The sequence below is a fragment of the Pseudomonas sp. A34-9 genome, assembly GCF_029543085.1.
Lineage (GTDB): Bacteria > Pseudomonadota > Gammaproteobacteria > Pseudomonadales > Pseudomonadaceae > Aquipseudomonas.
Genome location: NZ_CP119967.1, coordinates 1515040 through 1541135, shown reverse-complemented (window position 1 = coordinate 1541135; position 26096 = coordinate 1515040). Strand labels below are relative to the sequence as shown.

Annotated in this window: 23 protein-coding genes; 9 read left to right on the top strand and 14 right to left on the bottom strand. The window is 60.0% G+C overall.

The window, feature by feature from the left end:
* Positions 1-114: 114 nt before the first annotated feature.
* The 8 genes from pcaG to P3G59_RS06785 form a co-directional block, all read right to left on the bottom strand.
* Entirely contained in the window at positions 115-681 is a 567-nt protein-coding gene (gene pcaG / locus P3G59_RS06820; protein WP_277760961.1) for a protocatechuate 3,4-dioxygenase subunit alpha, read from the bottom strand.
* Position 682: 1 nt separating this feature from the next.
* Positions 683-1387: a protocatechuate 3,4-dioxygenase subunit beta gene (pcaH, locus tag P3G59_RS06815; RefSeq protein ID WP_277760960.1), complete on the bottom strand. Its 705-nt coding sequence runs from the start codon at positions 1385-1387 to the stop codon at positions 683-685.
* 36 nt (positions 1388-1423) lie between these two features.
* Positions 1424-2629 (bottom strand): 3-oxoadipyl-CoA thiolase, encoded by a 1206-nt coding sequence (gene pcaF, locus P3G59_RS06810; protein WP_277760959.1) that lies wholly within the window; start codon positions 2627-2629, stop codon positions 1424-1426.
* Positions 2626-3405 (bottom strand): CoA-transferase subunit beta, encoded by a 780-nt coding sequence (locus tag P3G59_RS06805; protein WP_277760958.1) that lies wholly within the window; start codon positions 3403-3405, stop codon positions 2626-2628. Before P3G59_RS06805 ends, pcaF begins: the two co-directional genes overlap by 4 nt.
* Positions 3405-4262: a CoA transferase subunit A gene (locus P3G59_RS06800; protein ID WP_277760957.1), complete on the bottom strand. Its 858-nt coding sequence runs from the start codon at positions 4260-4262 to the stop codon at positions 3405-3407. Before P3G59_RS06800 ends, P3G59_RS06805 begins: the two co-directional genes overlap by 1 nt.
* Before the next feature lie 283 nt (positions 4263-4545).
* Positions 4546-5892: an MFS transporter gene (locus P3G59_RS06795; RefSeq protein ID WP_277760956.1), complete on the bottom strand. Its 1347-nt coding sequence runs from the start codon at positions 5890-5892 to the stop codon at positions 4546-4548.
* Between the two features lie 294 nt (positions 5893-6186).
* On the bottom strand, positions 6187-7029 hold the full coding sequence (gene pcaR, locus P3G59_RS06790) for a pca regulon transcriptional regulator PcaR (protein WP_007917109.1): 843 nt from the start codon (positions 7027-7029) through the stop codon (positions 6187-6189).
* Positions 7030-7303: 274 nt separating this feature from the next.
* On the bottom strand, positions 7304-7477 hold the full coding sequence (locus P3G59_RS06785) for a hypothetical protein (protein WP_277760955.1): 174 nt from the start codon (positions 7475-7477) through the stop codon (positions 7304-7306).
* Between the two features lie 204 nt (positions 7478-7681).
* On the opposite strand from P3G59_RS06785, the gene P3G59_RS06780 reads away from it, so the two are divergent.
* Both P3G59_RS06780 and P3G59_RS06775 read left to right on the top strand, forming a co-directional pair.
* A complete protein-coding gene (locus P3G59_RS06780) occupies positions 7682-7882 on the top strand; it encodes a hypothetical protein (RefSeq protein ID WP_008080067.1) in 201 nt (66 codons plus the stop codon).
* Between the two features lie 374 nt (positions 7883-8256).
* Entirely contained in the window at positions 8257-9732 is a 1476-nt protein-coding gene (locus tag P3G59_RS06775) for an inorganic phosphate transporter (protein WP_064119763.1), read from the top strand.
* A gap of 1009 nt (positions 9733-10741) precedes the next feature.
* Here P3G59_RS06775 and ccoM read toward each other — a convergent pair.
* Together ccoM and P3G59_RS06765 are read right to left on the bottom strand one after the other, a co-directional pair.
* Positions 10742-10855 carry a cytochrome c oxidase subunit CcoM gene (gene ccoM / locus P3G59_RS06770; RefSeq protein WP_003222396.1) on the bottom strand — a complete coding sequence of 38 codons (114 nt, stop codon included), beginning with the start codon at positions 10853-10855 and terminating at the stop codon, positions 10742-10744.
* A 146-nt stretch (positions 10856-11001) separates the two neighbouring features.
* Positions 11002-11163 (bottom strand): hypothetical protein, encoded by a 162-nt coding sequence (locus P3G59_RS06765; protein ID WP_277760953.1) that lies wholly within the window; start codon positions 11161-11163, stop codon positions 11002-11004.
* A gap of 182 nt (positions 11164-11345) precedes the next feature.
* On the opposite strand from P3G59_RS06765, the gene P3G59_RS06760 reads away from it, so the two are divergent.
* The 3 genes from P3G59_RS06760 (at position 11346) to P3G59_RS06750 (ending at position 13980) form a co-directional block, all read left to right on the top strand.
* Positions 11346-12212, top strand: coding sequence for a LysR substrate-binding domain-containing protein (locus P3G59_RS06760; RefSeq protein ID WP_277760952.1), 867 nt, complete (start codon positions 11346-11348; stop codon positions 12210-12212).
* A gap of 89 nt (positions 12213-12301) precedes the next feature.
* Complete coding sequence (locus tag P3G59_RS06755) at positions 12302-12772, top strand: RidA family protein (RefSeq protein ID WP_277760951.1); 471 nt, start codon at positions 12302-12304, stop codon at positions 12770-12772.
* A complete protein-coding gene (locus tag P3G59_RS06750) occupies positions 12769-13980 on the top strand; it encodes an aminotransferase class V-fold PLP-dependent enzyme (protein ID WP_277760950.1) in 1212 nt (403 codons plus the stop codon). Before P3G59_RS06755 ends, P3G59_RS06750 begins: the two co-directional genes overlap by 4 nt.
* Here the strand turns inward: P3G59_RS06750 and P3G59_RS06745 are convergent.
* Complete coding sequence (locus P3G59_RS06745; protein ID WP_003222394.1) at positions 13950-14291, bottom strand: hypothetical protein; 342 nt, start codon at positions 14289-14291, stop codon at positions 13950-13952. The two genes, P3G59_RS06750 and P3G59_RS06745, sit on opposite strands and share 31 nt — an antisense overlap.
* A 254-nt stretch (positions 14292-14545) precedes the next feature.
* On the opposite strand from P3G59_RS06745, the gene rapA reads away from it, so the two are divergent.
* Complete coding sequence (gene rapA, locus P3G59_RS06740; protein WP_277760949.1) at positions 14546-17392, top strand: RNA polymerase-associated protein RapA; 2847 nt, start codon at positions 14546-14548, stop codon at positions 17390-17392.
* Positions 17393-17637: 245 nt separating this feature from the next.
* On the opposite strand, the gene P3G59_RS06735 is transcribed toward rapA, so the two are convergent.
* Entirely contained in the window at positions 17638-18987 is a 1350-nt protein-coding gene (locus P3G59_RS06735; protein WP_277760948.1) for an MFS transporter, read from the bottom strand.
* 301 nt (positions 18988-19288) lie between these two features.
* Between P3G59_RS06735 and P3G59_RS06730 the strand changes: the two genes are divergently transcribed.
* The gene (locus tag P3G59_RS06730) at positions 19289-19657 is read left to right on the top strand and encodes a YkgJ family cysteine cluster protein (RefSeq protein WP_034155003.1); all 369 of its coding nucleotides are present in this window, start codon (positions 19289-19291) and stop codon (positions 19655-19657) included.
* Positions 19658-19806: 149 nt separating this feature from the next.
* A complete protein-coding gene (locus tag P3G59_RS06725; RefSeq protein ID WP_277760947.1) occupies positions 19807-22089 on the top strand; it encodes a bifunctional diguanylate cyclase/phosphodiesterase in 2283 nt (760 codons plus the stop codon).
* Here P3G59_RS06725 and P3G59_RS06720 read toward each other — a convergent pair.
* Complete coding sequence (locus P3G59_RS06720) at positions 21980-22876, bottom strand: NAD(P)-dependent oxidoreductase (RefSeq protein WP_277760946.1); 897 nt, start codon at positions 22874-22876, stop codon at positions 21980-21982. The genes P3G59_RS06725 and P3G59_RS06720 overlap by 110 nt on opposite strands.
* A gap of 198 nt (positions 22877-23074) precedes the next feature.
* On the opposite strand from P3G59_RS06720, the gene P3G59_RS06715 reads away from it, so the two are divergent.
* A complete protein-coding gene (locus P3G59_RS06715; RefSeq protein ID WP_277760945.1) occupies positions 23075-25273 on the top strand; it encodes a hypothetical protein in 2199 nt (732 codons plus the stop codon).
* A 280-nt stretch (positions 25274-25553) separates the two neighbouring features.
* Here the strand turns inward: P3G59_RS06715 and P3G59_RS06710 are convergent, their stop codons facing one another.
* Positions 25554-25874: a DUF2288 domain-containing protein gene (locus P3G59_RS06710; RefSeq protein ID WP_277760944.1), complete on the bottom strand. Its 321-nt coding sequence runs from the start codon at positions 25872-25874 to the stop codon at positions 25554-25556.
* Positions 25875-26096: the final 222 nt, after the last annotated feature.

Below are 26096 nucleotides of genomic sequence, written 5' to 3'. Positions count from 1 at the left end.
CTCCCCTGTGGGAGCGAGCCTGCTCGCGAATGCGGTGGGTCAGCCAACATAAATGTCGTCTGACACTCCCTCTTCGCGAGCAGGCTCGCTCCCACAGGGGATTGGTGGTGCTCTTTAATAATCGAAGAACACGGTCTCGGCATCAGTGCCCTGCAGAATCACATTCCACTGGTAAACACCGGAGGCGTCCTGCTTGGCCAGCAACGTGCTGCGACGCTCTGCCGGCACACACTCCAGCAACGGATCATCAACATTCGCCGGCTCGCCTTCAAAGTAAATCCGCGTCAGCAAGTGCTTGACCAAGCCACGGGCAAACACCAACACCACCAGATGCGGCGCCTGGGTCGAGCCTTTCAGGCCCTCAACCGTACCCGGTTTGATCGTGGTAAACCGAAACCGCCCTTCAGCATCCACCGGCACGCGGCCGAAGCCTTCAAAGTTCGGGTCGAGCGGTTTGGCCTGCTCGTCTTCCGGGTGGTCGTATTTGCCGGCGGCGTTGGCCTGCCAGACTTCGAGCATGGCGTCGTTGACGACATCGCCGTTGCCATCCACCACCTGCCCGGTGATCGCCACGCGCTCGCCAAGGGTTTGCTCATTGGCGAGGTCTTCGCGGTTCAGCCAGGTCAGGCCGATGTGGTAATACGGCCCGACGGTGTGGGACGTGGTCGCAGTCAGCGTCATCTTATTTCTCCATCGGCGTGGCTTCACGCCCGCGCAGCACGATGTCCCAGCGGTAACCGAGGGCGTAGGACGGAATGGTTTTTTCCAGATCGAAACGGGCGATCAGGCGTTCCTTGGCCGAGGTGTCCGGCACGCAGTTGTAGATCGGGTCATACGCCAGCAGCGGATCGCCCGGGAAATACATTTGCGTGACCAAACGGGTAAGGATGCTCGGCCCGAACAGCGAAAAATGGATGTGCGCCGGGCGCCAGGCATTGTGGTGGTTGCCCCACGGATACGCGCCGGGTTTGATGGTCTGGAACTGATACCAGCCGTCGGCGTCGGTCACGGTGCGGCCGGTGCCGGAGAAGTTCGGGTCCAGCGGCGCGTCGTGCAGGTCGCGCTTGTGGTTGTAGCGGCCGGCGGCGTTGGCCTGCCAGATCTCCACCAGAATGCCCGGCACCGGCAGACCGTTTTCGTCGAGCACACGGCCGTGAATGATGATGCGCTCGCCGTGCGGCTCGCCTTCGTGCTGGGCGGTCAGATCGTTATCGGTGTCGCCCACGCGTTCAGCGCCAATGGTCGGTCCGGTAATTTCCGACAGCGAGTGCGGCAGAAACACCAATGGCTTCGACGGCGAGCGCAGGTTGGTGGATTGATACGTCGGGTGCAGGTACTCAGGCTGAGTGCCTTCCTGCGGACGACGGTAACCAGGCTTGTCAGACATTTCGCTTTCCTCTGTTCTTTTTCGTCACGGCTTGCGTCAGACGCGTTCGATGGCCAAGGCCAGACCTTGGCCGACACCGACGCACATGGTCGCCAGACCTTTCTTGCCGCCAGTCTTTTCCAACTGATGCAGCGCGGTCAGCACCAGACGTGCACCGCTCATGCCCAACGGGTGGCCCAAGGCAATGGCGCCGCCGTTCGGGTTGACCTGCGCGGCGTCATCGGCCAGACCCAGTTCACGCAGCACCGCCAAACCTTGGCTGGCAAATGCTTCGTTGAGTTCGATCACATCAAAATCGCTGACCGCAACGCCCAGGCGCTCGATCAATTTACGCACCGCCGGCACCGGGCCGATGCCCATCACTCGCGGCGCCACACCGGCGCTGGCCATGCCGAGCACTTTGGCGCGGGCGGTCAGGCCATGTTTTTTCACCGCTTCGGCGGACGCGAGAATCAGTGCGGCGGCACCGTCGTTGACGCCGGAGGCATTGCCGGCGGTGACGGTTTTGTCTGGGCCGTTGACCGGTTTCAGCTTGGTCAGCGCTTCGAGGGTGGTGTCGGCGCGCGGGTGTTCATCCTGGCTGACCACGGTTTCGCCCTTCTTGTGGGCAATCCGCACTTCGACGATTTCTTCAGCGAAGTAGCCGGCAGCCTGCGCGGCGGCGGTACGTTGCTGACTGCGCAGGGCGAAAGCGTCTTGATCGGCGCGCGACACTTTATAGTCGTCGGCGACGTTGTCGGCGGTCTGCGGCATCGCGTCGACGCCATACTGCGCCTTCATCAACGGGTTGATGAAACGCCAGCCGATGGTGGTGTCTTCCAGTTTCATGTTGCGCGAAAACGCTGCGTCAGCCTTGCCCATCACGAACGGCGCACGGGACATCGACTCGACGCCACCGGCAATCGCCAGCTCCATCTCGCCGCTGGCAATCGCGCGGAATGCCGTGCCGATCGCGTCCATGCCCGAAGCGCAAAGACGATTGAGGGTCACACCCGGCACGCTGTCCGGCAGGCCGGCCAGCAGCAGCGCCATGCGCGCGACGTTACGGTTGTCTTCACCGGCCTGATTGGCGCAGCCGAGAAATACTTCGTCGATGGCGCTCCAGTCCACCGATGGATTGCGCTCCATCAGGGCCTTGATCGGCACCGCGGCCAAGTCGTCGGCGCGAACGGCAGACAAACCGCCGCCGAAACGGCCGATCGGGGTGCGAATCGCGTCGCAGATATAAACATCGCGCATCATGCTTCTCCCGGTGCCTGACCGTGGGCGGCGGCGGTACGCGCTTCGAGATCGCGCAGCGCCGTCAGTTCGACGTCGGTCGGTTCAGCGGTGGTGTCGACGTTGTCAGCAAAACGAATCGCCCAACCGGTCGCCGCGACCACTTGCTCGCGGGTCACGCCCGGATGCAATGCGGTGACCACGAACTCGTGGGTGCCCTCCTCCGGCTCCATGATGCACAGGTCGGTGATGATGCCGACCGGCCCGGCGCCCGGCAGGCCCAGACGTTTACGCGAATCGCCGCCCTCGCCGTGACCGACCGAGGTGATGAAATCGAGCTTGTCGACAAACGAGCGTGCCGACTGTTTAAGGATGATCAACACACTTTTTGCCGAACCGGCAATTTCCGGCGCGCCACCGGCACCCGGCAGGCGCACTTTCGGCGAGAAGTAATCTCCGACCACGGTAGTGTTGATGTTGCCGAAACGGTCGACCTGCGCGGCTCCAAGAAAACCGACGTCGATGCGCCCACCCTGCAACCAGTAGCGAAAAATCTCACCGGTCGGTACGACGGTGTCGGCGGTTTCCGCCAACTCGCCATCACCGATCGACAGCGGCAATACGCTTGGTTTGGCGCCAATCGGACCGGACTCGTAGATCAGTACCACATCGGGCGACGAGGTCAGGCGTGCCAGGTTGGCGGCTTTCGACGGCAGGCCGATGCCGACGAAGCACACCGAGCCGTTCTTCAGGCGACGGGCTGCGGCGACGGTCATCATTTCATTGGTGGTGTAAGTCATTACTTGGCCTCCGAAGCTGCGGCCAACTTGGCCTGGAACGCGCTGAAGTCAGCGCAGCCATGGATGTATTCGTTGATCCACGCGGTAAACGTCTCACGGTCACGGGCGATCGGATCCCACGCCTGATAGAAACGATTGTCGCGCTCGTTGTAACCGTGGGCGTAGGAAGGATGTGCGCCGCCGGGAACATGGCAGACCGCGCTCAAGGCCCAGGTGGGCAATACGCAAGAATTCATCGGCGCGTTGAGGTCATCGACGATTTCTTCAACAGTGACGATGCAGCGCTTGGCGGCCAGTGCGGCCTCTTTCTGCACACCAAGAATGCCCCACAGCAGCACGTTGCCCTGGCGATCGGCTTTCTGGGCGTGGATCACGGTCACGTCCGGACGCACCGACGGCACCGCCGCCAGCACTTCACCGGTGAACGGGCAGGTCACGGTTTTGATCAGCGGGTTGACCTTCGGCAGGTCGGAACCGGCGTAGGCTCGCAGCACTGCGAACGGTAGGCCAGAAGCGCCGGCAACGTAGGCATTGGCCAGGTCGGCGTGGCTGTGCTCTTCGATTTCCAGCGGCTGTGGCCATTGCTTCTCGACCGCATCACGCAGACGGTGCAGCGAACCCACGCCAGGGTTGCCGCCCCAAGAGAAAATCAGTTTGCGTGCGCAACCGGCGCCGATCAGTTGATCGTAGATCAGGTCAGGCGTCATCCGCACCAGCGTCAGATCTTTCTTGCCCTGACGAATGATTTCATGACCCGCAGCCGTAGGGATCAGGTGAGTGAAGCCTTCAAGTGCGACGGTGTCGCCGTCGTTGACGAATTGCTTCACCGCGTCGTGCAGCGAAAGGATCTCAGCCATGGAGCGGGCTCCTGTTTTTGTAATGAATCGCCAGTAATAAAAAGGCGCGAGGTTCAGCGCCGGAGTCACTGAAGATTAAGCCTGGGAAAATCACCAAACAATCCGATAATCGACTGAGTGTTCGTTTATCGAACAGATTGTTATCAACCTATCGTTTCGTATTTTGATCGTTCCCACGCTCCGCGTGGGAATGCAGCCCGGGACGCTCCGCGTCCAAAAGCAGACGCAGAGCGTCTATTGAGGCATTCCCACGCAGAGCGTGGGAACGATCAGGCGCTGAAATTCAGGTCGCATCCGCATGACTGACCATGCCTTTGATCACCACCGCCGTAGTGGCCAACGCCGCCGGAATCACCAACGCCGTCAACACCTGTTCGAAATTCCAGCCCAGCCCCAGTAACGTCGCGCCCATCCACGCCCCGAGAATCGCGCCAAAGCGGCCAATCCCCAGCATCCACGACACCCCGGTCGCCCGCCCTTGGGTCGGATAAAACCGCGCCGCCAGTGACGGCATCGCCGATTGCGCACCGTTCACACACATCCCGGCCACCAATACCAGGGTCGCCAGCAAGGTGATGTTGCCCAGGCTCTGCCCCACCGCGTAGGCAAACACCCCGGCCAGCAGATAGAACGTGCCGATGACCTTGTGCGGATTGAAGCGGTCCATCGCCCATCCCACAGCGACCGCGCTCAATACACCGCCAAACTGGAACAACGCACCGATGAACGCGGCCTGTTCCATGCTCGCGCCGCTGTCTCGCATCAGCGTCGGCAGCCAACTGGTCAGCAGGTAAACGATCACCAGGCCCATGAAGTAGGTCAGCCACAGCAGCAAGGTGCCGGTGCTGTAAGTGCCGGAGAAGATCACCGCGAACACATTGCGCGCCTTGACGGTTTTTTGTTCCGGCACGCTGAAGATGGAAGCCTGAGCCACAGTGACCGGATCAATCGGCGCCAGAGTCTTGCGGATTTTGTCGGTGCCACGGTTACGGACTACAAGGTAACGCGCCGATTCCGGCAGCCAGAACAGCAGCACCACAGCGAGGATCAGGGGCAAGATCCCGCCGATCAGCAGCAGGCTGTGCCAGCCGAATGCCGGAATCAGCTTGGCGGAAATAAAGCCGCCACCGGCCATACCGAGGTTGAAACCGCAGAACATGCTGGTCACCAGCAGCGATTTCTTGCGCTCCGGGGTGTATTCCGAGAGCAACGTGGTGGCGTTCGGCATCCCGGCGCCAAGACCCAGGCCCGTCAGGAAACGCAGCACCAGCAATTGCTCAACGTTGCTGCTGTACGCCGACGCCAGGCTGAAGGCACCGAACAGAACCACAGCGCCCACCAGTACGACTTTTCGCCCGAAGCGGTCAGCCAACGGGCCGGAACCGAGTGCACCGAAGACCATGCCGATCAACGCCGCGCTCATCACCGGGCCAAGGCTGGCGCGGTCGATGCCCCAGTCCTGCGACAACGCCGGGGCAATAAAACCCATCGCGGCGGTGTCGAGGCCATCGAGGAAGACAATCAGGAAACACAGAATCACCACGCGCCACTGATAGCGCGAGATCGGTTGGGCATTGATGAAGGTCTGCACGTCGAGGCAGTTACCCACAGCGGACTGAGGCTGGTTCATTATTTTTATTCCACGCAAAAAACGCAGTCGAACGGCGGCCGGCCAGAGAGCGGCTCGGTCACAAGAATAGAAGGTCTGGATCAGGCGTTGCGGTGAACCCGGCAACAGGGTATTGGGCGGAGACAGTCGGGGAGCATGCGCATGGTGAGTTGCCTCTTGTCTTTATTATGGGAGTCGGCAGTCCGGCGGGCTCATTCACATCAGCGCCGGATGACGCTGCCGCGACATTAATGATCCGGGGGTTTTAGCGTCAATTCGATAAACGCAACACTGTGCGTTTATCGAACAGCTTCATCAGGCGAACAATTGCGCACTGAGGTCGCGGCTGGCGCTGAGCAGCCCCGGCAGGAAGCGTTGCTCAAGCTCGGTACGGCTGACGCGACCGGCGTGGGTGCTGACGTTGAGCGCCGCGACAACCTGGCCGGAAGCGTCGTAGACCGGCACGGCAATCGAACGCAGGCCCTGTTCCAATTCCTGATCGACAATGCACCAGCCCTGCTGCCGCACTTCCTGCAGGCATTCGAGCAACGCATCAGGTGTATGGATCGTGCGGCTGGTCTTGGCGACCAGTTCGGCGTGGTCGAGGTATTCACGCAATGACGTATCGTCGAGTGCTGCCAGCAGAATCCGGCCCATCGATGTGCAGTACGCCGGCAACCGACCGCCCACCGACAAGTCCACCGATATCAGCCGCTGGGTGGTCGCCGAGCGCGCGATGTAGAGAATGTCATCGCCTTCGAGCGTGGCCATGTTGCAGGCTTCGTGCAGCTGCTCGCTCATGCGGTCGAGGTAGGGCTGGGCGGACACCGCCAACGGCGTCGACGACAGATACGCGTGACCGAGGGTCAGCACTTTGGGCAGCAACGAATAGGTGCGCCCGTCGGTGGTGGCGTAGCCGAGTTTGATCAAGGTATGCAGACAACGGCGCACGGCGGCGCGAGGAATTTCCGTACGGTGGCTGATCTGCGCGATGGTCAGATGACGCTTGCGCTCCTGAAACGCCTGCACCACCGCCAGACCACGGGCCAGCGAGGTCATGAAGTCCGGATCACCGGTCAGCGCCTGGATGCGTTTGGCCGGCGAGGCGACGATCGGCGGCGCCACGGAGGTGAAAGAGTTGCGCATTTGATCGTTCATTTCTTGTCCTTTTATCCGGCACGGATCAATGGGCTATACAAGCGGCTCGCCGACAAATGCACAAGCGTCGGACCTGCAAGATTGGGCGATTATCGAACCGCCGACCGATAATCGCAACCAACTGTTGCTCTCGTCTCAAGCCCTTTACTGGGTTTACTCAACTTCTCTGGTTATCCGAATCACCGCCTTAGTTGTTCGACTAAATGGCGCCAGAAACCGATCGCTCGGCCAATAACGGCCACCACGCACTTCAACTAGCGACAAAAGTTGCGAGTCATAAAACAATCACACATCCAGAACCGTTTTTAACTTGGCAAAGATAGTCATTCCTGAATCGACCGCTATAATGCACCTCAGTGGCACCTCGTTTTTGCACGTCGAGGTCGTCACCCGCTGCGGCGATGTCCATCGCCAACAGCCCGGCCAGCGCCTGACGCGCATCACTCATGCAATGCCTGCGCTCGCCGAAACAGGAAACTGATGCTGCGTCAGTTTTTATCTGGTGCCGTAGCCGCCTGTAACACGGAAGTCTTGATCGCCCCACCGATTACACCAATGCCTGTCCGGGTGCTGGATGCTCGGTGGCTTCGTTCAATCGATTCGTTGCAGTGCGTTTCACCAGACACTTAACTCAACTCATACAGGTAGCACTGTGACGAAAGACGAACTGCGCGCGGAACTTGAGCGCCAGGAACAACGTTACAAGGAAGTTTACGGCGGGGAAGTCACCACCTACGCCGCTCAGCCCGAACCGGAACGCAAAGCGTGGCGTAAACGCCCGACCGTTCAGGATCAGGTCTTCAAGCAAGAAATCGAAAAGATCGAAAAGGAACTCAAAGCCGAAGAGCCTTGAGCCACGGTTTTTGGATCGTTGAAGGTTTTACGTCCACACCGGTTACAAGCGCGGTGGAACGACGATGCCTTGCGCGCCCGCTACCCGCGGGCAGCGGCCATCATCCGGTCTGGCAGACTGAGGACGGGCGTCCTACAGGTTTCACAGATATTTCAGACAAGCGTTCGAGCCCTCTCCGCGACGATGAAATCGCCTGCGAAATGAACCTTTTACCAAGTAAATCAATGACTTGAAAAACCCTGCGCTGCGCTGGGTTTTCATGCGCTGCAACAAATTAATTCGAAGAAGTGTGTAACCGATGAGCAGGTAGGGGATCGATTTCCAGTCTTTTCTGGCATAATCGCGCCCCCTTACGACCGGGTCAGAAAACCTTCATGATCGATTTATTCAGCGGACTGGATGCTTGGGTGCTTGTGAGCCTCTTGCTCGCCCTGACGTTTGTCCTCGCCTTCGAGTTCATCAATGGATTTCATGACACCGCTAACGCGGTAGCCACTGTTATCTACACCAAAGCCATGCCGCCCCACCTGGCGGTGTTCTTTTCCGGTGTGTTCAATTTCCTCGGCGTGCTGCTGGGCGGCGTTGGCGTGGCGTATGCCATTGTCCATTTGCTCCCGGTTGAACTGCTGATCAATGTGAACACCGGCCATGGCCTGGCGATGGTGTTCTCGTTGCTCGCCGCGGCAATCGCCTGGAACCTGGGCACCTGGTACTTCGGTATCCCGGCTTCCAGCTCGCACACCCTGATCGGCTCGATCCTCGGTGTCGGCCTGGCCAACGCTCTGATCAACGACATTCCGTTGGCCGACGGCGTGAACTGGCAGAAAGCGATCGACATCGGCGCCTCGCTGGTGTTCTCGCCAATGGCCGGCTTCCTGATCGCCGCGCTGATCCTGATCGGCCTGAAATGGTGGCGTCCGCTGTCGAAGATGCACAAGACACCGGAGCAGCGCCGCAAGATCGACGACAAGAAGCATCCACCGTTCTGGAACCGTCTGGTCCTGGTGATCTCGGCCATGGCCGTGAGCTTCGTGCACGGCTCCAACGATGGCCAGAAAGGCATCGGCCTGATCATGCTGGTGTTGATCGGTATCGTGCCTGCGCAGTTCGTTCTCGACCTGAACAGCACCACTTATCAGATCGAACGCACCCGCGACGCGACCCTGCACCTGAGCCAGTTCTACCAGCGCAACGCCGATTCGCTGGGTGAATTCCTGGCCCTGGGCAAGAGCGTGGAAGGCGACCTGCCGGAAAAATTCCGCTGCAACCCGCAGCAGACCGAACCGACCATCAGCGCCCTGTTGCACACGCTTAAAGGCGTAGCGGACTACCACTCGCTGTCGTCCGATAGCCGCATCGAAGTGCGTCGTTACCTGCTCTGCCTGGACGACACCGCGAAGAAGGTTGGCAAACTGCCTGGCCTGGAAGCCCGTGAAAAGGCTGACCTCGACAAGCTGCGCAAAGACCTGACCACCACCACCGAATACGCCCCGTTCTGGGTGATTCTGGCGGTTGCACTGGCCTTGGGCCTGGGCACCATGGTTGGCTGGAAACGCGTTGTATTGACCATTGGCGAGAAGATCGGCAAGCAAGGCATGACCTATTCCCAGGGCATGTCCGCGCAGATCACCACCGCCAGTTTGATCGGCATGGCCAACATTTTCAGCCTGCCGGTGTCGACCACTCACGTTTTGTCTTCGGGTGTGGCTGGTACGATGGTGGCCAACAAGAGCGGACTGCAGGGTGGCACGGTTCGGACCATTCTGTTGGCTTGGGTATTGACCTTGCCGGCGACGGTTGCGCTGTCGGCTGGTTTGTTCTGGCTGGCGTCGAAGGCGCTGGGTAGCTGATAGATAGCGGTACATGAGAAAGGCGCGATTCGAGAGGATCGCGCCTTTTTTTGTGTTTGGGGATTGGGGGCATATCCGTTGCTGCGGGTGTTGCCGCAGGCGGTTTCGCTCTTACAGCGAGTCACCTTTTCCAAACGCCGAAAAGGTAACCCAAAAGGCTTTGCCCCGGCGTACGGCACTTCGCTGAGGCTCAGTGTTCCCTCGCTACGGTGTCCATCCGGGGGCATCGCCTACGGTTTGCTTCGCTGCACCTCCTCTCGATGAATGCGGCTACGCCGCACGGCGCTGCGCGCCTAACCCCGGATGAACACCTCCGCTCGGCCTGCCGAAGGGGCAAAAAATCAATAGCCAAAGCAAGATCAAAAGCCAGATCAAGAGCCCCTCACCCTAGCCCTCTCCCGGAGGGAGAGGGGACTTGACCGAGGTGTTTGGGGAAGGTACGCCGACGTGCAATACCGCGTTGAACTCAGATCTTGAAAAGCCCACAAATCGGCTCCCTCTCCCTCGGGAGAGGGCTGGGCGGGCGGCGTTCCGATGAGGGGCGAATCCAACACAAATCCAAAGCCGACCACGCCCCGCTCTTCACCACTCAACAGGATGAGCGTTAGCTCGGCTGCAGCTTTTGATCTGTAGGGCGACGTCGGAAGGCTGAGTGGAGGGATTGATCCGGGCGTGGGAGCGCAGCGACCGTTTGGCGCAGCCAAACACAGCGAGAGGAGGTGCAGCGAAGCAAACCGTAGGCGCTGCGCCCGGATCGATCCCGCAGCGAAGGAACCCCGAGCCCCAGCGAGCGGGCCGCACGTAGGAGCAAGCCTTTTGGGTTACCTTTTCGGCGTTTGGAAAAGGTGACCCGCCGTAAGGGCGGAACCCTAAGCCGCCGTTACCGCAGCAACGGATATTCACAAAGCACACCCAAAGCATGGTCGGCCCAAAGGCCGCCAAGACACAAAAAAAAAGGGGCAACCGAAGTCGCCCCAAAATGCCTTGCGTGCCCATCAATCCAGAAGAATCACTTCTTGCGCTTATTCGCATCCTTCCAGATAAAAAATCCAAACCCTGCAAAAAACAGAACCATCAGCCCCACAGTCAGGACCCCGGCAAACACCACGTTATCGAAAAACATGACTGGCCTCCTGGCCCCTGCTCTGCTGCGATGGAACTAAGTTACCAAACACACAGGCGCACAAATTGACCGGGATCAATACCAGCAACGAAGGGAGACAAAGGAGGGAAATTAAATGACCTGCATCAAAAGATGCAGGGGGAAGATCAACGCTTTTTCGGCTTGTTTTTCGACTTTTTCTTGGTCTTTCCCAACGGCATGGCCTGCTCGAACGCCTGGCGCACTTCGTTCAGCCGCTTCTCGTTGAGGTCATGCACGCGCTTGGCGCGTTCAGTGCCGAGGTCAATCAGTTTGTCATCTTGGCTCATGGCGTCAGTACATCACTTGAAAGAATCACAACTGCCACATCACCGGCAGGACTGCGCCAATAATGCCGCCTGACGCTGGCACTGACCAGTCATTGCCAGCGACGACAGGCAACAATTGATGTACCGAACAACAGTTTTGCCCGCAGAATCTGCGCTTTGCGCCAAACCCGAGGATGTTTGCCGTGCCCTTGCACCAGGATCTGCCACCGTTAATGGCCTTGCGCGTCTTTGAAGCCGTGGCCCGCCACTTGAGTTTCATCAAGGCTGCCGATGAGTTGTCGGTGACGCAAAGTGCGATCAGCCATCAGGTGCAAAAGCTCGAAGCGTTTCTGGAGCAGCGGTTGTTTGTCCGGCGCACCCGAGCGATCGACCTGACGCCCGCCGGCGAGGCCTACTATCGCCAGATCGAACCGGCACTGGCCGCCATCGCCGCCGCCAGCCGCGAGTTGCGCGGCAATCAACGCACGACCTTGCGAATCGGCCTGCTGGCGTCGTTTGCCACCTTGTGGCTGGCATCACGACTCAGCGATTTCCGCGCACAACACCCCGACATCCATGTCGAACTGATCCCCGCCGTGCAGTTGGCCGACGTCAAGGGTGGCGAAGTCGATCTGGCCATTCGTTACGGCAAGGGCCATTGGCCGGACGTGCAGGCCCGACGCTTCATGACCGAAACGCTGACACCGGTGTGCAGCCCGGACTTCAAGCGAATGGGTGTGCAAAACGGTCCCCTGTTGATGGCCAAATCGCTGCAACCGTTCGAATGGACTGACTGGAGCCAACACAGCGGCATCGACCTGACTCACGTACCGAGCGTCATGCTGCATGACTACAACATCGTGGTCGAATCAGCCGTCGCCGGTCAGGGCATCGCCATGGGCCGGCAATGCCTGATCGCTCGCCGCCTCGAGGAAGGCTCTTTGGTGCCGGCCTTTGATACCGCGCCTTTACGGGGTGAAATCGGCTATTGGCTGGTGACGCCGGATCGTCTCTTGTCCGCGCCGGCCGCGTGTTTCAGCCAATGGCTGGATGAAGCCGCCGACGCATGAGCCATTTCGATTCATCGGATTAAATCTATCCGTTTGTCGCCCTCCCCGCGTTTCAACATGCTGAGGCCCTTCATTCAGGAGGTCTCAACATGAGCGAATCTCTGCGCGAGCGGATCGAACAACTTGGCCTGCGCCTGCCAACACCGAGCCAGCCCATCGCCAACTACATCAACCACGTTGTCAGTCAGAATCAGTTGTTCATCTCAGGACAGATTCCGTTGCTCGATGGCAAACCTGCATTCATCGGGCGGCTCGGTGAAGCCATCAGCGAAGCAGAGGGGATCAACGCTGCAGAACTCGCCGCACTGGGTTTGCTTGCGCAACTGAGCGATGCCCTGGGCGATGACCTGGCGAAACTGGTAAGAATTATCCGCCTCGGAGTCTTCATCGCTGCCACTCCCCAATTCCAGCGCCAGGGTGCGGTCGCCAATGGCGCTTCCAACCTGCTGGTCAACGCGTTGGGCGACAAGGGCCGTCATGTCCGCACCGCCGTCGGCGTCGCCAGCCTGCCCAGTGGCGTCGCGGTAGAACTCGACGCGATTTTCGAGCTCAAGCCGTGAACAGCGAGGACGTCGAACGCCAACGGGCCGCCACACCCGGCTGCGCGCGGATCATTCACTTCAACCACGCGGGCTCTTCACTGCCCAGTCAGGCCACCCTCGATGCGATAATCGAGCAGTTGCAACGCGAAGCACTGGGCGGGCCGATGGAGGCCGCCGATCTGCAGATTCAGCAACGGGCGCGCAACGCAGCCGCGCAAATGCTCAATGCCGAACCCGAGAGCATCGCCTTCGCCAGCAGCGGCTCGGCAGCATGGAGTCAGGCATTCAATGCGCTGGGGCCGTGGCAAGCGGGTGAGCGGATTCTGGTCGGGCGCCATGAGTGGGCCGGCAATCTGGCGTGCATCGCTGAAGCGGTGAAGGCCGGGGCACGTCTGGACGTCATTCCCTGTGATGCCCACGGTGCGGTCGATCCGCAGGCACTGGCGCAGATGATTGACCGTAACGTGCGGCTGATCGCGTTGACCTGGTTGCCCGCCAACGGCGGCCTGATCAATCCCGCCGCGCAGATTGGTCAGGTCGCGCAACGACACGGCATCCCCTACTTCGTCGATGCCGGTCAGGCCTTGGGGCAGTTGCCTTGCGATGTCCAGACCTTGCATTGCGATGTGCTCAAAGGCGCGGGACGCAAATACCTTCGAGGCCCGCGCGGCACCGCTTTGCTCTATGTGCGGCCGGGCTTCATGCAGCGTTTGCTGCCATTGCAGCGCGACGTGCTTTCGGCGCCGTGGGACGGCCAGCGGTTTACCTTGCGCGAGGATGCCCGGCGCTTCGAAACCAGTGAAGTGTCATTGGCGCTACTGGCCGGACTGGCCAATGCGCTGGAAGAGCACAACCGCATCGGTGCGCAGGCCATGCACCGGCGAATCGAGCAGATGAGCCGCGCGCTGCGCCAACGCTTGCAGGATATTCGCGGATTGTCATTGCAGGATCTCGGCCGCGAGCATCAGCAATCCGGACTGATCGCCTTTACGCTTGAGGGCTGGGACTGCGTGGCGTTGAAACAGGCGCTGGCCATGCGAGGGATCAACATTGGCGCCAATGGTGTGGCCTACACCCCGCTGGACATGCAGGCGCGAGGGCTTGAGAACATTGCGCGGATATCTCTGAGCTACCTGAACACTGCGGCAGAAATCGACGTATTACTGGCAGCGCTGAGCGAACTGGCCGCCCAGCCTCAGATCTCGATATCGACCCACAAACCCTGACGCGGCTGATCTTCCATCAGCGGCACCACCGGCACGGTGTTGTCGGCGTTCAGCTCGGTGCCGGGCACGGCCAGGTGTTCTTCCGGGTCTTCGTCAGCCTCGCGGCGGCGGCGATCACGCTCCTGCTGGCGGCGCTGTTCTTCGCGCGCCAGCAGGCGATCCTCTTCCGGATCACGCTTTTGCAGATCGATCGTGCTTTCGTTGGAGCTTTCCTGCACCGGCACCACCGGAGGAATGTCCGGCCGCTGGCGGATCGGATCCTGCTGGGAAGTGATCGGCACAGCGCTCAGGGGGAGCATCGGTGGCAACATATAAAGGGTCTCCTGTCAGCAGGCTATCGGCTGCGGCAAAGGCGCCTTGAGCCATCCGTCGCAAATCTGTGACGCACTTGGCACCTGTAGGAGCTGCCGCAGGCTGCGATCTTTTAATGGGACAACACGGATTCCAAGTGTTTCCCAAGATCAAAAGATCGCCGCCTTCGGCAGCTCCTACCCCAGTAATCCTTTGGCCTGAGGGTCGCATTCCGTTAAGATAGCCCGCTTTTTCAAGGTGGGAGTCAGGCAGCATGGCGCAGCAGTATCAACCGGGGCAACGCTGGATCAGTGACAGCGAAGCAGAGCTTGGTTTAGGCACCGTTCTGGCACAGGACGGCCGCTTGTTGACCGTGCTTTACCCGGCCACTGGCGAAACCCGCCAGTACGCGCTACGGAATGCGCCCCTCACTCGCGTGCGATTCTCGCCGGGTGACAGCATCACCCACTTCGAGGGCTGGAAGATGACCGTGCAGCAAGTCGACGACGTCGACGGACTGATGGTCTATCACGGTCTCAATGGGCAGAACGAAGCCGTTACCCTGCCGGAAACCCAGCTGTCGAACTTCATCCAGTTCCGTCTGGCCAGCGACCGTCTGTTCGCCGGCCAGATCGACCCGCTGGCGTGGTTCTCGCTGCGCTACAACACCCTCGAACACACCAGCCGCCAGTTGCAATCGTCGCTCTGGGGCCTGGGCGGCGTTCGCGCGCAGCCCATCGCGCACCAATTGCACATTGCCCGTGAAGTCGCCGACCGCATCGCGCCGCGCGTTCTGCTGGCGGACGAAGTGGGTCTGGGTAAAACCATCGAAGCCGGTCTGGTGATTCATCGCCAACTGCTCTCGGGCCGCGCCAACCGCGTGCTGATCCTCGTCCCGGAAAACCTCCAGCACCAGTGGCTGGTGGAGATGCGCCGCCGCTTCAACCTGCAGGTCGCGCTGTTCGACGAAGAACGCTTCATCGAAAGCGATGCCACCAACCCGTTCGAAGACACCCAGCTTGCCCTGGTAGCCTTGGAATGGCTGGTCGACGACGAGAAGGCGCAGGACGCGCTGTTTGCTGCCGGTTGGGATCTGCTGGTGGTCGACGAAGCGCACCACTTGGTTTGGCACGAAGAAAAAGCCAGCGCGGAATACTCGCTGGTCGAACAACTCGCCGAAGTCATTCCGGGCGTGCTGCTGCTCACCGCCACCCCGGAACAACTGGGTCAGGACAGCCACTTCGCCCGTCTGCGCCTGCTCGACCCGAACCGTTTCCATGACCTGGCCGCCTTCCGCGCCGAGAGCGACAACTATCGTCCGGTGGCCGAAGCCGTTCAGGAACTGCTCGACAAGGGCCGTCTCTCGGCCGAAGCGCACAAAACCATTCACGGCTTCCTCGGCAACGAAGGCGAAGCGCTGCTGACCGCGGTCAACGATGGCGACACTGAAGCCAGCGCCCGCCTCGTGCGCGAACTGCTCGATCGCCACGGCACAGGCCGCGTGCTGTTCCGTAACACCCGCGCCGCCGTACAGGGTTTCCCGGAGCGCAAACTGCACCCGTACCCGCTGCCATGCCCGGACGAATATCTGGAACTGCCGCTGGGCGAGCACGCCGAGCTGTATCCGGAAGTCAGCTTCCAGGCGCAACCGGACGCCAGCGAAGAAGAGCGCTGGTGGAAATTCGACCCGCGTGTCGAGTGGCTGATCGATCAGCTGAAAATGCTCAAGCGCACCAAAGTGCTGGTGATCTGCGCCCACGCCGAAACCGCGATGGACCTGGAAGACGCCCTGCGCGTGCGCTCCGGCATCCCGGCCACGGTGTTCCATGAAGGCATGAACATCCTTGAGCGTGACCGCGCCGCCGCTTACTTCGCCGATGAAGAGTTCGGCGCGCAAGTGCTGATCTGCTCGGAAATCGGCAGTGAAGGTCGCAACTTCCAGTTCGCTCACCACCTGGTGTTGTTCGATCTGCCGTCGCACCCGGACCTGCTCGAGCAGCGGATCGGTCGTCTCGACCGGATCGGCCAGAAACACATCATCGAGCTGCACGTGCCGTACCTGGAAACCAGCCCGCAAGAGCGCCTGTTCCAGTGGTACCACGAAGCGCTGAATGCGTTCCTCAACACTTGCCCGACCGGCAACGCCTTGCAGCATCAGTTCGGTCCGCGCCTGCTGCCGCTGCTCGAAGAAGCCGACGACAGCGAGTGGCAAGCGCTGATCGACGAAGCGCGCACCGAGCGCGAGCGCCTGGAAGCCGAGCTGCACACCGGTCGCGACCGTCTGCTGGAACTCAACTCCGGCGGTGCTGGCGAAGGTGAAGCGCTGGTCGAAGACATCCTTGAGCAAGACGATCAGTTCGCCCTGCCGATCTACATGGAAACCCTGTTCGACGCGTTCGGCATCGACAGCGAAGACCATTCGGAAAACGCCCTGATCCTCAAGCCGAGCGAGAAAATGCTCGACGCCAGCTTCCCGTTGGGCGACGACGAAGGTGTGACCATCACCTACGACCGCAACCAGGCACTGTCGCGCGAAGACATGCAGTTCATCACCTGGGAACACCCGATGGTGCAGGGCGGCATGGATCTGGTGCTGTCCGGTTCGATGGGCAACACTGCCGTCGCGCTGATCAAGAACAAAGCGTTGAAGCCTGGCACCGTGCTGCTCGAACTGCTCTACGTCAGCGAAGTGGTTGCCCCGCGTTCGCTGCAACTGGGCCGTTACCTGCCGCCGGCCGCCCTGCGCTGCCTGCTTGATGCCAACGGCAACGACCTGTCGGCTCGCGTCTCGTTCGAAACCCTGAACGATCAGCTGGAAAGCGTGCCACGTGCCAGCGCCAACAAGTTCATCCAGGCCCAGCGCGATCAACTGACGCCACGGATCAACGCCGGTGAAGACAAGATCGCCCCGCGTCACGCCGAGCGCGTGGCCGAGGCCCGTCGCCGTCTGGCGGCCGACACCGACGAAGAACTGGCGCGCCTGACCGCGTTGCAAGCGGTCAACCCGACCGTGCGTGACAGCGAACTGGTGGCACTGCGTGAACAGCGTGAGCAGGGTCTGGCGATGCTGGATAAAGCAGCGTTGCGACTGGAAGCGATTCGGGTATTGGTAGCGGGCTAAACCGCCCTGCTCCACCACTGAAAACAAGAAGGCCCGCAGCGATGCGGGCCGATCGTTCCGACGCTCCGCGTGGGAATGCCTCAAGGGACGCTCCGCGTTCCAGTTCCGAAAAGGGACGCGGAGCGTCCCGGGCTGCATTCCCACGCAGAGCGTGGGAACGATCAAGCAAAGATCGCAGCCTTCGGCAGCTCCTCAGGGAACCGCATTCCCATGTAGGAGCTGCCGAAGGCTGCGATCTTTTGATCTTAAGCAGTCGCTACTGCAACCTCTGGTTCAACCACCGCCACCAACCCCTCCTTCATCCGCTGCGCATCCCGCACAAAACACCGCGCCGCGAGAAACAGAAACACCATCGTCAGGAACAACGCCACCGGAATCAGGTACATCGCGTCATGCAACCCGACCGCCTTGAACGCCTCGGTCATCTGCTCAGCGCCCGCCGACAACATCGCGGTATGGGCGAAATGATCCGACAGCCCACCTACCACCACCGGCCCCAACCCACCGCCGAGCAAATACAACCCGGCAAAAAACAACGCCATCGCCGTCGCCCGTAAGCGCGGTTCGACCACGTCCTGAATCGCCGTGTAAACGCAAGTGTAGAAGTTGTAGGCAAACAGCCAACCGACACTGAACAGCGCGACAAACACACCAATCTCGATACGCCCGGCATGCAGCGCCCACGCTGTGCACAACGTTGAAATAATCAGACTGAACGCGGCAAACAGCAGCCGCCCATTGGCCACTCGCTGGTGAATCTTGTCGGCAATCCAGCCGCCCAGGGTCAAACCGACCAGCCCGGTCACGCCGACAATCATCCCGGTCGCCACCGCCGCTTCCTGCAACGGCATCAGGAAATAGCGCTGCAGCATCGGCACCAGAAACGAGTTACAGGCATACGTCGCGAAGTTGAAGCACAACCCGGCCATCACCAGCCAGAGAAAGGTCGGCACCGCCAGAATCCGGCGGATCGGTCTGTCGACTTTCTCTTGAGACACTTGCACGGTTTCCGCCGCGCCGCGCTTTGGCTCCTTGATGAAGAACATGAAGATCGCCAGGATCAGCCCCGGCACGGCGGCGATAAAGAATGGCGCGCGCCAGCTATCGAACGCCTTGACCATCGCGCCGATGGTGAAGAACGCCAGCAACAGCCCCAGCGGCAAGCCCAGCATGAAAATACCCATGGCCCGCGCCCGACGATGGGCCGGAAACAGATCGCCAATCAGCGAATTGGCCGCCGGTGCATAACTCGCCTCGCCGATGCCGATGCCCATGCGCACGATCAGGAAACTCCAGAAACTGCCGACCAGGCCGTTGACCGCCGTCAGCGCACTCCACGTCGCCAGGCCCCAGCCCATCAGTTTGCTGCGCGAACCGGTGTCGGCCATCCGCCCCAGGGGCAGGCCGGCAATGGCGTAAACAATGGTGAATGCGGTACCGACGATCCCCAACTGGAAGTCGCTGAGGTGCCATTCCATGCGGATCGGCTCGATGATGATCGCCGGGATGGTGCGGTCGAAGAAGTTGAACAGGTTGGCGAGGAACAGCAGGAACAGAATGCGCCAGGCATTCGCCGCTTGGGTCGAGTTCTGCATGGGTCCGTCTCTTTATTGTTATAGGGCTTCACTGCCGACGCATCCGAGCCCGGAACCTGCAATCTAGTGAGCCGCGCCAAGGCTGTCTGTGATCATTCGTCTGCCTGATATCGGGCCATGGCACTGTAACGAAACGTAAGCCTTTGATAAGTCTGCAATCCCCCGGGAACCGGGGCTTTTGCGGCAAAACCTTGCCACAAAAAAATAGTTTCGCGCCCCCCTTCCCAAGTCTGCGGCAAAGCCTAGAATGGCCGCCGGATCCGCCCGGATCTCCCGATCAATCCCTTTGATACCCTCGCCCATGTCCGAAGTCAGTCCGTGTCTGAATTGCGGTGCCTGCTGTTCCCATTTTCGCGTGTCTTTCTTTTGGGGTGAGTGCGCTTCCTCCGGTGGCACGGTGCCCGATGAACTGGTTACACAGATCAGTCCGAGCCGGGTGGCGATGAACGGCACCGACTGCAAATCCCCGCGTTGCACGGCGTTGGTCGGCGAAGTCGGCAGCGAGGTGAAGTGCTCGATTTATGAATTGCGCTCCAGCCCGTGCCGCGAATTCGAGTCGTCATGGGAAAACGGCGAACAGAATGTCGATTGTGACAAGGCCCGTGCGCGTTTCGGCTTGCCGCCCCTGCAACCGGACTGGGCGCAGATCCCTTTCGAACAGATCGCGTAAGCGTTTAGCGCCAATCGCTATGACGCTAATGCCGAAATCATTAGCGCCAATGTGCCACTACCCCTTCCACAGCAAAAACCGCCTCTATACTCCAGTCATTCGCCTGCGTTGACCGCGCAGTTAGGACGACTTCAGAAATGGGGCATGCTATGGAGTGGCTTGGTTTGCAGTTTGTTACCGAGCTGCCGGAGAGCGGGCAGGTCATTTTAGATTGCACACATAATCCCTTGCTGGTGCTGGTGGCCTATCTGGTTGCCTGCGCTGCCAGTTTTGCCACCCTCGATATGGCCGAGCGGGTTGGCCACGCCGAAGACCCGCGCTCGCAAAGGCTTTGGCGCTGGATCGGTGCGACGTGCCTGGCCGGCGGCATCTGGGCCATGCACTTCATCGGCATGCTGGCGTTCCAGGCACCGATTGAAATCCAGTACAACCTGCCCGTCACCCTGTTTTCCCTGCTGATCGCCCTGCTCGCCTCGTGGCTGGCCATGCACACGCTGAGTGAAGCGCAGCCCAGTTTTGTGCAATACCTGAAAACCGCCATCGTCATCGGTCTGGGCATTGCCGGCATGCATTACGTCGGCATGGCGGCGATGGAATCGAGCGCTACCGCTTATTACCAACCGACGCTGTTCGTCCTGTCGATCGCCATCGCCATCGGTGCCAGTTTCGCCGCGTTGTGGGTGGCCGGCTATTTGCGTGAAGGCAGTGGCCTGTTTCATCAGATGCTCAAATACAGCGCCGCACTGATTCTCGGCGCCGGTATTTTCAGTATGCATTTCACCGGCATGGCGGCGCTGAATCTGGTCTTGCCGGCAAACAGCTTGCCGTCGATAGCAGCCGAAACCAGCCATCTGCAATTGGGGCTCACGGTCGCGCTGATCACTTTGCTGATCCTTGGCAGCGCGATCAGCGCCGCGCTGGCTGACAAGAAACTGCAGAACAAGGAACACGATTTGCGGCGGGTCAACGCGCTGCTCAGCCAACTCGATCAAGCCCGGATGTCACTGCAGCAAGTGGCCAACTATGACGCGCTGACCAACCTGATCAACCGTCGCGGTTTCAACCAGATATTCGCCGAGAAGCTCAGTCAGAAAACCAGCGAAGGCGGCAAGCTGGCGGTGATGTTTCTCGACATTGATCACTTCAAACGAATCAACGACAGCCTTGGCCATGACGCCGGTGACGAGTTGCTCAAGGTCATCGCCAATCACATCAAAGGATCGGTGCGCAGCCATGAAGACGTGGTCGCGCGTTTCGGCGGCGACGAGTTCTGCATCCTCATCAGCCTGCGTGACCGCGAAGAGGCCCGCAATATGGCCCAGCGCATCATGCTCAAAATGAAGGAGCCGATCGAGCTGGCCGGACGCCGCATGGTGATGACCACCAGCATCGGCATCAGTCTGTTTCCGGAGGATGGCACCACTTGCGAGGAACTGCTCAAGCACGCCGATCTGGCGTTGTATCAATCCAAGGGCGCAGGACGCAATGGCCTGCATTTCTTCAGTTCCAACCTCAAGACCCGCGCCAGCTTCGAACTGCAACTGGAAGAAGAACTGCGCCATGCCCTGCGCGAAGAAAACGGTTTGATGCTGTATTACCAACCGATCTTCGAACTGAAAACCGGCCGCGTCACCAAGCTTGAAGCGCTGATTCGCTGGCAGCATCCGCTGCATGGCTTGCTGACCCCGGATCGTTTTATCTCGATTGCCGAAAACAACGGCTTGATCGCCGAACTGGACAACTGGGTGCTGCGCCGCGCGTGCAAGGATCTGGGTGAACTGTCGCGCCATGGCTGCGAAGAACTGAAAATCGCCTGGAACTGCTCACCGCTCAACCTCGCCCGGGAAGAACTGGCCACTGAAATCGAAAATGCGTTGCGCAGCGCAGGTGTCGCGCCGGAACGGCTGGAACTGGAGGTCACCGAAAACGCATTGATGGGCAATATCGCCAACACCCTGGTGCTGCTGCGGCAGATCCGTGCGCTCGGTGTGTCGCTGTCGATCGACGACTTCGGCACCGGCTATTCGTCGCTCGCGTACCTCAAACGTCTGCCGCTCAACACGTTGAAAATCGACCGCTCGTTCATCCTCGACATCCCCAAGGCCACGGCGGACATGGAGATCGTCCAGGCGATCATCGTCATGGCGCACACCCTGCATCTTCAGGTGGTCACCGAAGGCGTCGAAAGCCTGGAGCAGTACGAATTCCTTGAACGCTCGGGCTGCGACTTTATTCAGGGCTATCTGCTCAGCCGCCCGGTGCCACTGGATGAGTTGCGTCCGGTGCTGGAAGAAATCAACCAGCGCAAGCATTCACACGCGGTCAATCCGCTGATTCTGGCGCGCGGTACATTTGCACCAGTGTCGCTGGATCCTGCGCCAAATAACCTTGCGCCCCATGCAGGCGCATCAGTTGTGCGGCCAATCCGCTGATCGGCGTCGCCGAGCCCTGTTCGCGGGAGAATTTGACGGCGGTGTCGAGATCCTTGAGCAGTGTGCGCACATGCCATTTGATCGGTTCGAAACGGCTTTCGGCCATTTGCGGGGCGAGGATCTGCAACGGTTTCGAATCGGCAAAACCACCGGCCAGTGCCTCGGCAATCAGGCTCGCATCGACACCCGCCTGCTCGGCCAGCGCCACCACTTCGGCAATCACCAGTGCATTGCAGGCAACGATCATCTGGTTGCAGGCCTTGGTCACCTGCCCGGCACCGACGCCGCCCATGTGCGTGACGCGCTGACCGAGGTTGAGCAGCACCGGGCGCACGCGTTGAAGATCCGCCGCTTCGCCACCGACCATGATCGCCAGGCTGCCTGCCTCGGCGCCGACCACACCGCCGGACACCGGCGAGTCGAGCCAGGACATGCCGGTTTTCGCCGCCAATTCGGCGGCCATTTCGCGGGTGGCGGTCGGTTCAAGGCTGGAAAAATCCACCAGCAACTGGCCTTTTTGCGCGCCTTCGGAGACGCCGGCCGCGCCAAACACGACTTCGCGCACCACCGCCGTATCGGCCAGACACAACATCACCACGTCGGCGTGTTCGCACAGTTCAGCAGGGCTTGCGACTTGCCGGGCACCGGCCTCGACCAGTGGCGCGCACTTGGCCGGGTTGCGATTCCACACGGTCAGCGGATAACCGGCGGCCAACAGACGCCGGCACATGGGCAAGCCCATCAGACCGATTCCGGCGAACCCCAACGAAGGTAGCGTTGACATCATTTTGCCTCTTTTCGATTAAAGATCGCCGAATAATGGCCGATTCAACAACGATCAGGAAAGGATTCCCCCCAGCGACAGTCAGGCCAAGTCCCTGACGCTCGGGCTCAATTCGCGCACATAAAAGACGCGAGATCTTATTCCGTGAGGTTCGCCGGCAACTGGCCGGCGAGCCAACCCAGTCCAGGTATATGGCGCACAATGACTTCTAAAAACAATCCCGCCACTGCGGTATCCGATCTGACGTTAAGCCCCGCTGCCAACAGCCCTTCATCGTCGAAGCCATTGGTCCCGTCGCGCCCGCTGTCGACTCAGCAATACCTGTACTTCACCGAAACCAATACCGACCGCATCCTCGACAACCTCGACGGCCTGCGTGATCTGGTGTTCCCGCGCCCGCCGCACCTGGAAGGCGACAACGAACAGCACAACGACCAGGAATTCCCCTCGGTGTGCCTGATCGGCCTCGGTCGCTGCGGCTCCAACATCGCCCTCGATGTCGCGGAGCTGGTGTACAACGCGCGCAAGTTCTACCTCAACGAATTCAACAACGAAGACCGCGCGGCGGATCGTCGTCTGGCGGACAAGGGTTACAGCCCGGCCCAGTGGATCAAGCAAAACCTGCGGATCGGCCCGAACAAATCGACCAAACCGGTGTTTCTGGTCGAACCGCTGGTGATGCTCGGCGACCTCGACAAAGACATCGCCGGACGCATCCGTTTCTCGCGCAAGGGTGAGAAAAGCGGCTTCCTGCGCGACTACAGCAAAATGAAGATCATGGACTTATCCGAAGTCCACGCCGGTGGCGCCGGTAACGCGCCGATCCTTGGCCAATACCTGGCGAAGATCATCCTTAACAAGGACACCCAGCGCTTCTCCAGCCCTGACTGGAAAATGATCCACTCGTACCTGATCGACAGCTGCGGCATCAAGGCCAACCAGTCGCGCCTGTACTTCTCGATCTTCAGTGCCGGCGGCGGTACCGGTTCCGGCATGGCCTCGGAATTCGGTCTGGCCCAGCAGCACTCGTACATGAACAAGACGTTCGACACCAAGCCAATGGACGAGCATGACGGCAAGAGCGGTCATTCGTTCGTGTTCGAGCCGATCTTCACCAGCGGCATTTGCGTGCTGCCGAACATTTCCGACCACCGCAGCGAAATGTCCGAGGCGCTGCACATCAACGCCGGACGCCTGCTGTGCAAGTATCTGTCGGAGGAGTGGGACTTCTCCTACAACTTCGCCAACGAAGACAGCAGCGAAGCCAGCGTCATGGGGCGTATCCGCCCCTGGAACGCGATGATGCTGATCTCCAACGACATCATGCGTTACGCCGAAGAGAGCGATGACGGCAACATCCAGAACATTGATGTCAATGCGATGGAGAAGCACGCCAACCAGTACATCTCGCAGCAGATCTTCAACATTCTGACGGCGCAGGCAGTCACCACTGACTACGACCAGAACTACTTCCGGCGCGCCGGCATCGACATCGGCGAGACCATTCGCCTCGACGCCAACGACCTGTTCATGAGTCTGGCCGGCCCGGTGGCAATCGCCTACGCCGAATCGGTGGTGCCGGAAACGCCGCCGCCGAGCAGCGACAAATTCAAGGTGTTCGACAAAGAGCCGCAGCGCCTGAACATCGACGACCTGTTCTTCCGCTCGATCGACCTGCCGCACTTCAACAAAGTCACCCAGGCGATCGAAGGCATCAGCCTGTTGCCGATCGAGTCCAAGCGTTATCGCGCCTCGCTTGAGCAATACAAGAATTCCGGCTACGACGCCGCCGCGTTGCACGACCTGCACTTCTTCAAGAACTGCTCGTCGGTGGTCTCGATTGTCTCGTTGCCGAAAGACTACAAGCTGTCGTACATGGACCTGAACCGGTTGAAGACTCACCTCAACAGCCTGTTCCCCAATACCACGCTCAAACGTTACGCGCTGGTCATCGGCGCCTCGGCCAACCTCTCGCTGACCACACTGATCGCCAAGAGTCCGTGCCTGTCGGATGACTTCCTGACCCTGATCGTGGCGTTTATCAAGCGCTGCTTCGCGAAGAACCCGTACCGTTTCGACGAGACCCTGGACAACTCGATCCTCGACTTCATCATCAATGAAGAATTCGACGAAGACCGCATCGACGACCTGCTCAACGAGTTCGAGAACCCGGCGAAGATCCTCGACACCAACTGGTACGCGATCAAGCCGATGTACGAGAAGAAGTACCGCGAACTGATCAACGACAAAGAGAAATTTGTCTCGATCAATGACATTCGCCTGTCGCGTGATTGTGTGAAGAAGTCGATCAAATACCTGCGCGAGATTTACCGTCACCGGATTGGCAAGACCAAGGTTATTTCGCTGAATAACCATACAGGCAAGACCTTCTCAGTCTGATCCGGGACCGCATCGCCCCATTCGCGAGCAGGCTCGCTCCCACAGGGAAATGCATTCCAAATGTGGGAGCGAGCCTGCTCGCAAAGGGGCCGGCACAGTCACTGAAGATTTCAGCCGTTCCAACATCCACAAACAATTAAGCAGCCGTTAGGCTGCTTACTAAACTGTTCCCGTTACGTTTACGTCACCGTGAGGCCACCCGCGCTTGTGGTGTTTCTCTACGGCAACGTGCCATCACGCTACTCGGCTACACACTTTTCGCTGATGACCGGTCGCACCATCACGGTGCGACGTCAGCAGCGACTGCCCTTTCCTGGATCAGAATCCACGGCGAAACCACCACCGCCCACAGCTGCGGATCGCGTTCGAAAAGATCCAGCGCCCGCGTTTCAGACAGCTTGGCGACTTTGTCTTCGGCCAGCCAGGCAGCCACTTTCTCGCCCTCATCCGACGCCACGGCCTCAGCGGTAGCGATCAAATCCAGCGCAGGGTCGACCCACAATAGGGCACCCTTGGCGAAGAACGGCTCCAACTCTTTCCAGGTAATAGATGCGGTTTCACCAAGCAGCTTGGCATAGAGGGTGCTAGGTTCTTGATTCATGGGTGCTGTCCGGAAAAGAAATCGACGCGAATGATAACGTCGGTGGTCCGCCAGAAAAACCCGGTTGTAAATGGCTGCACCGAACGAAAAGAGCAGGAACGCGAGGGAATGCTGCTGATTGGGATATATGCCCACGAACGCCCCGCCGCAATTCTGTCTTTTTCATTCAAAAATGCGACACCCCCAAGTTTTGCCCCTCGGCGCCCGCTTCCCAGGCTGACA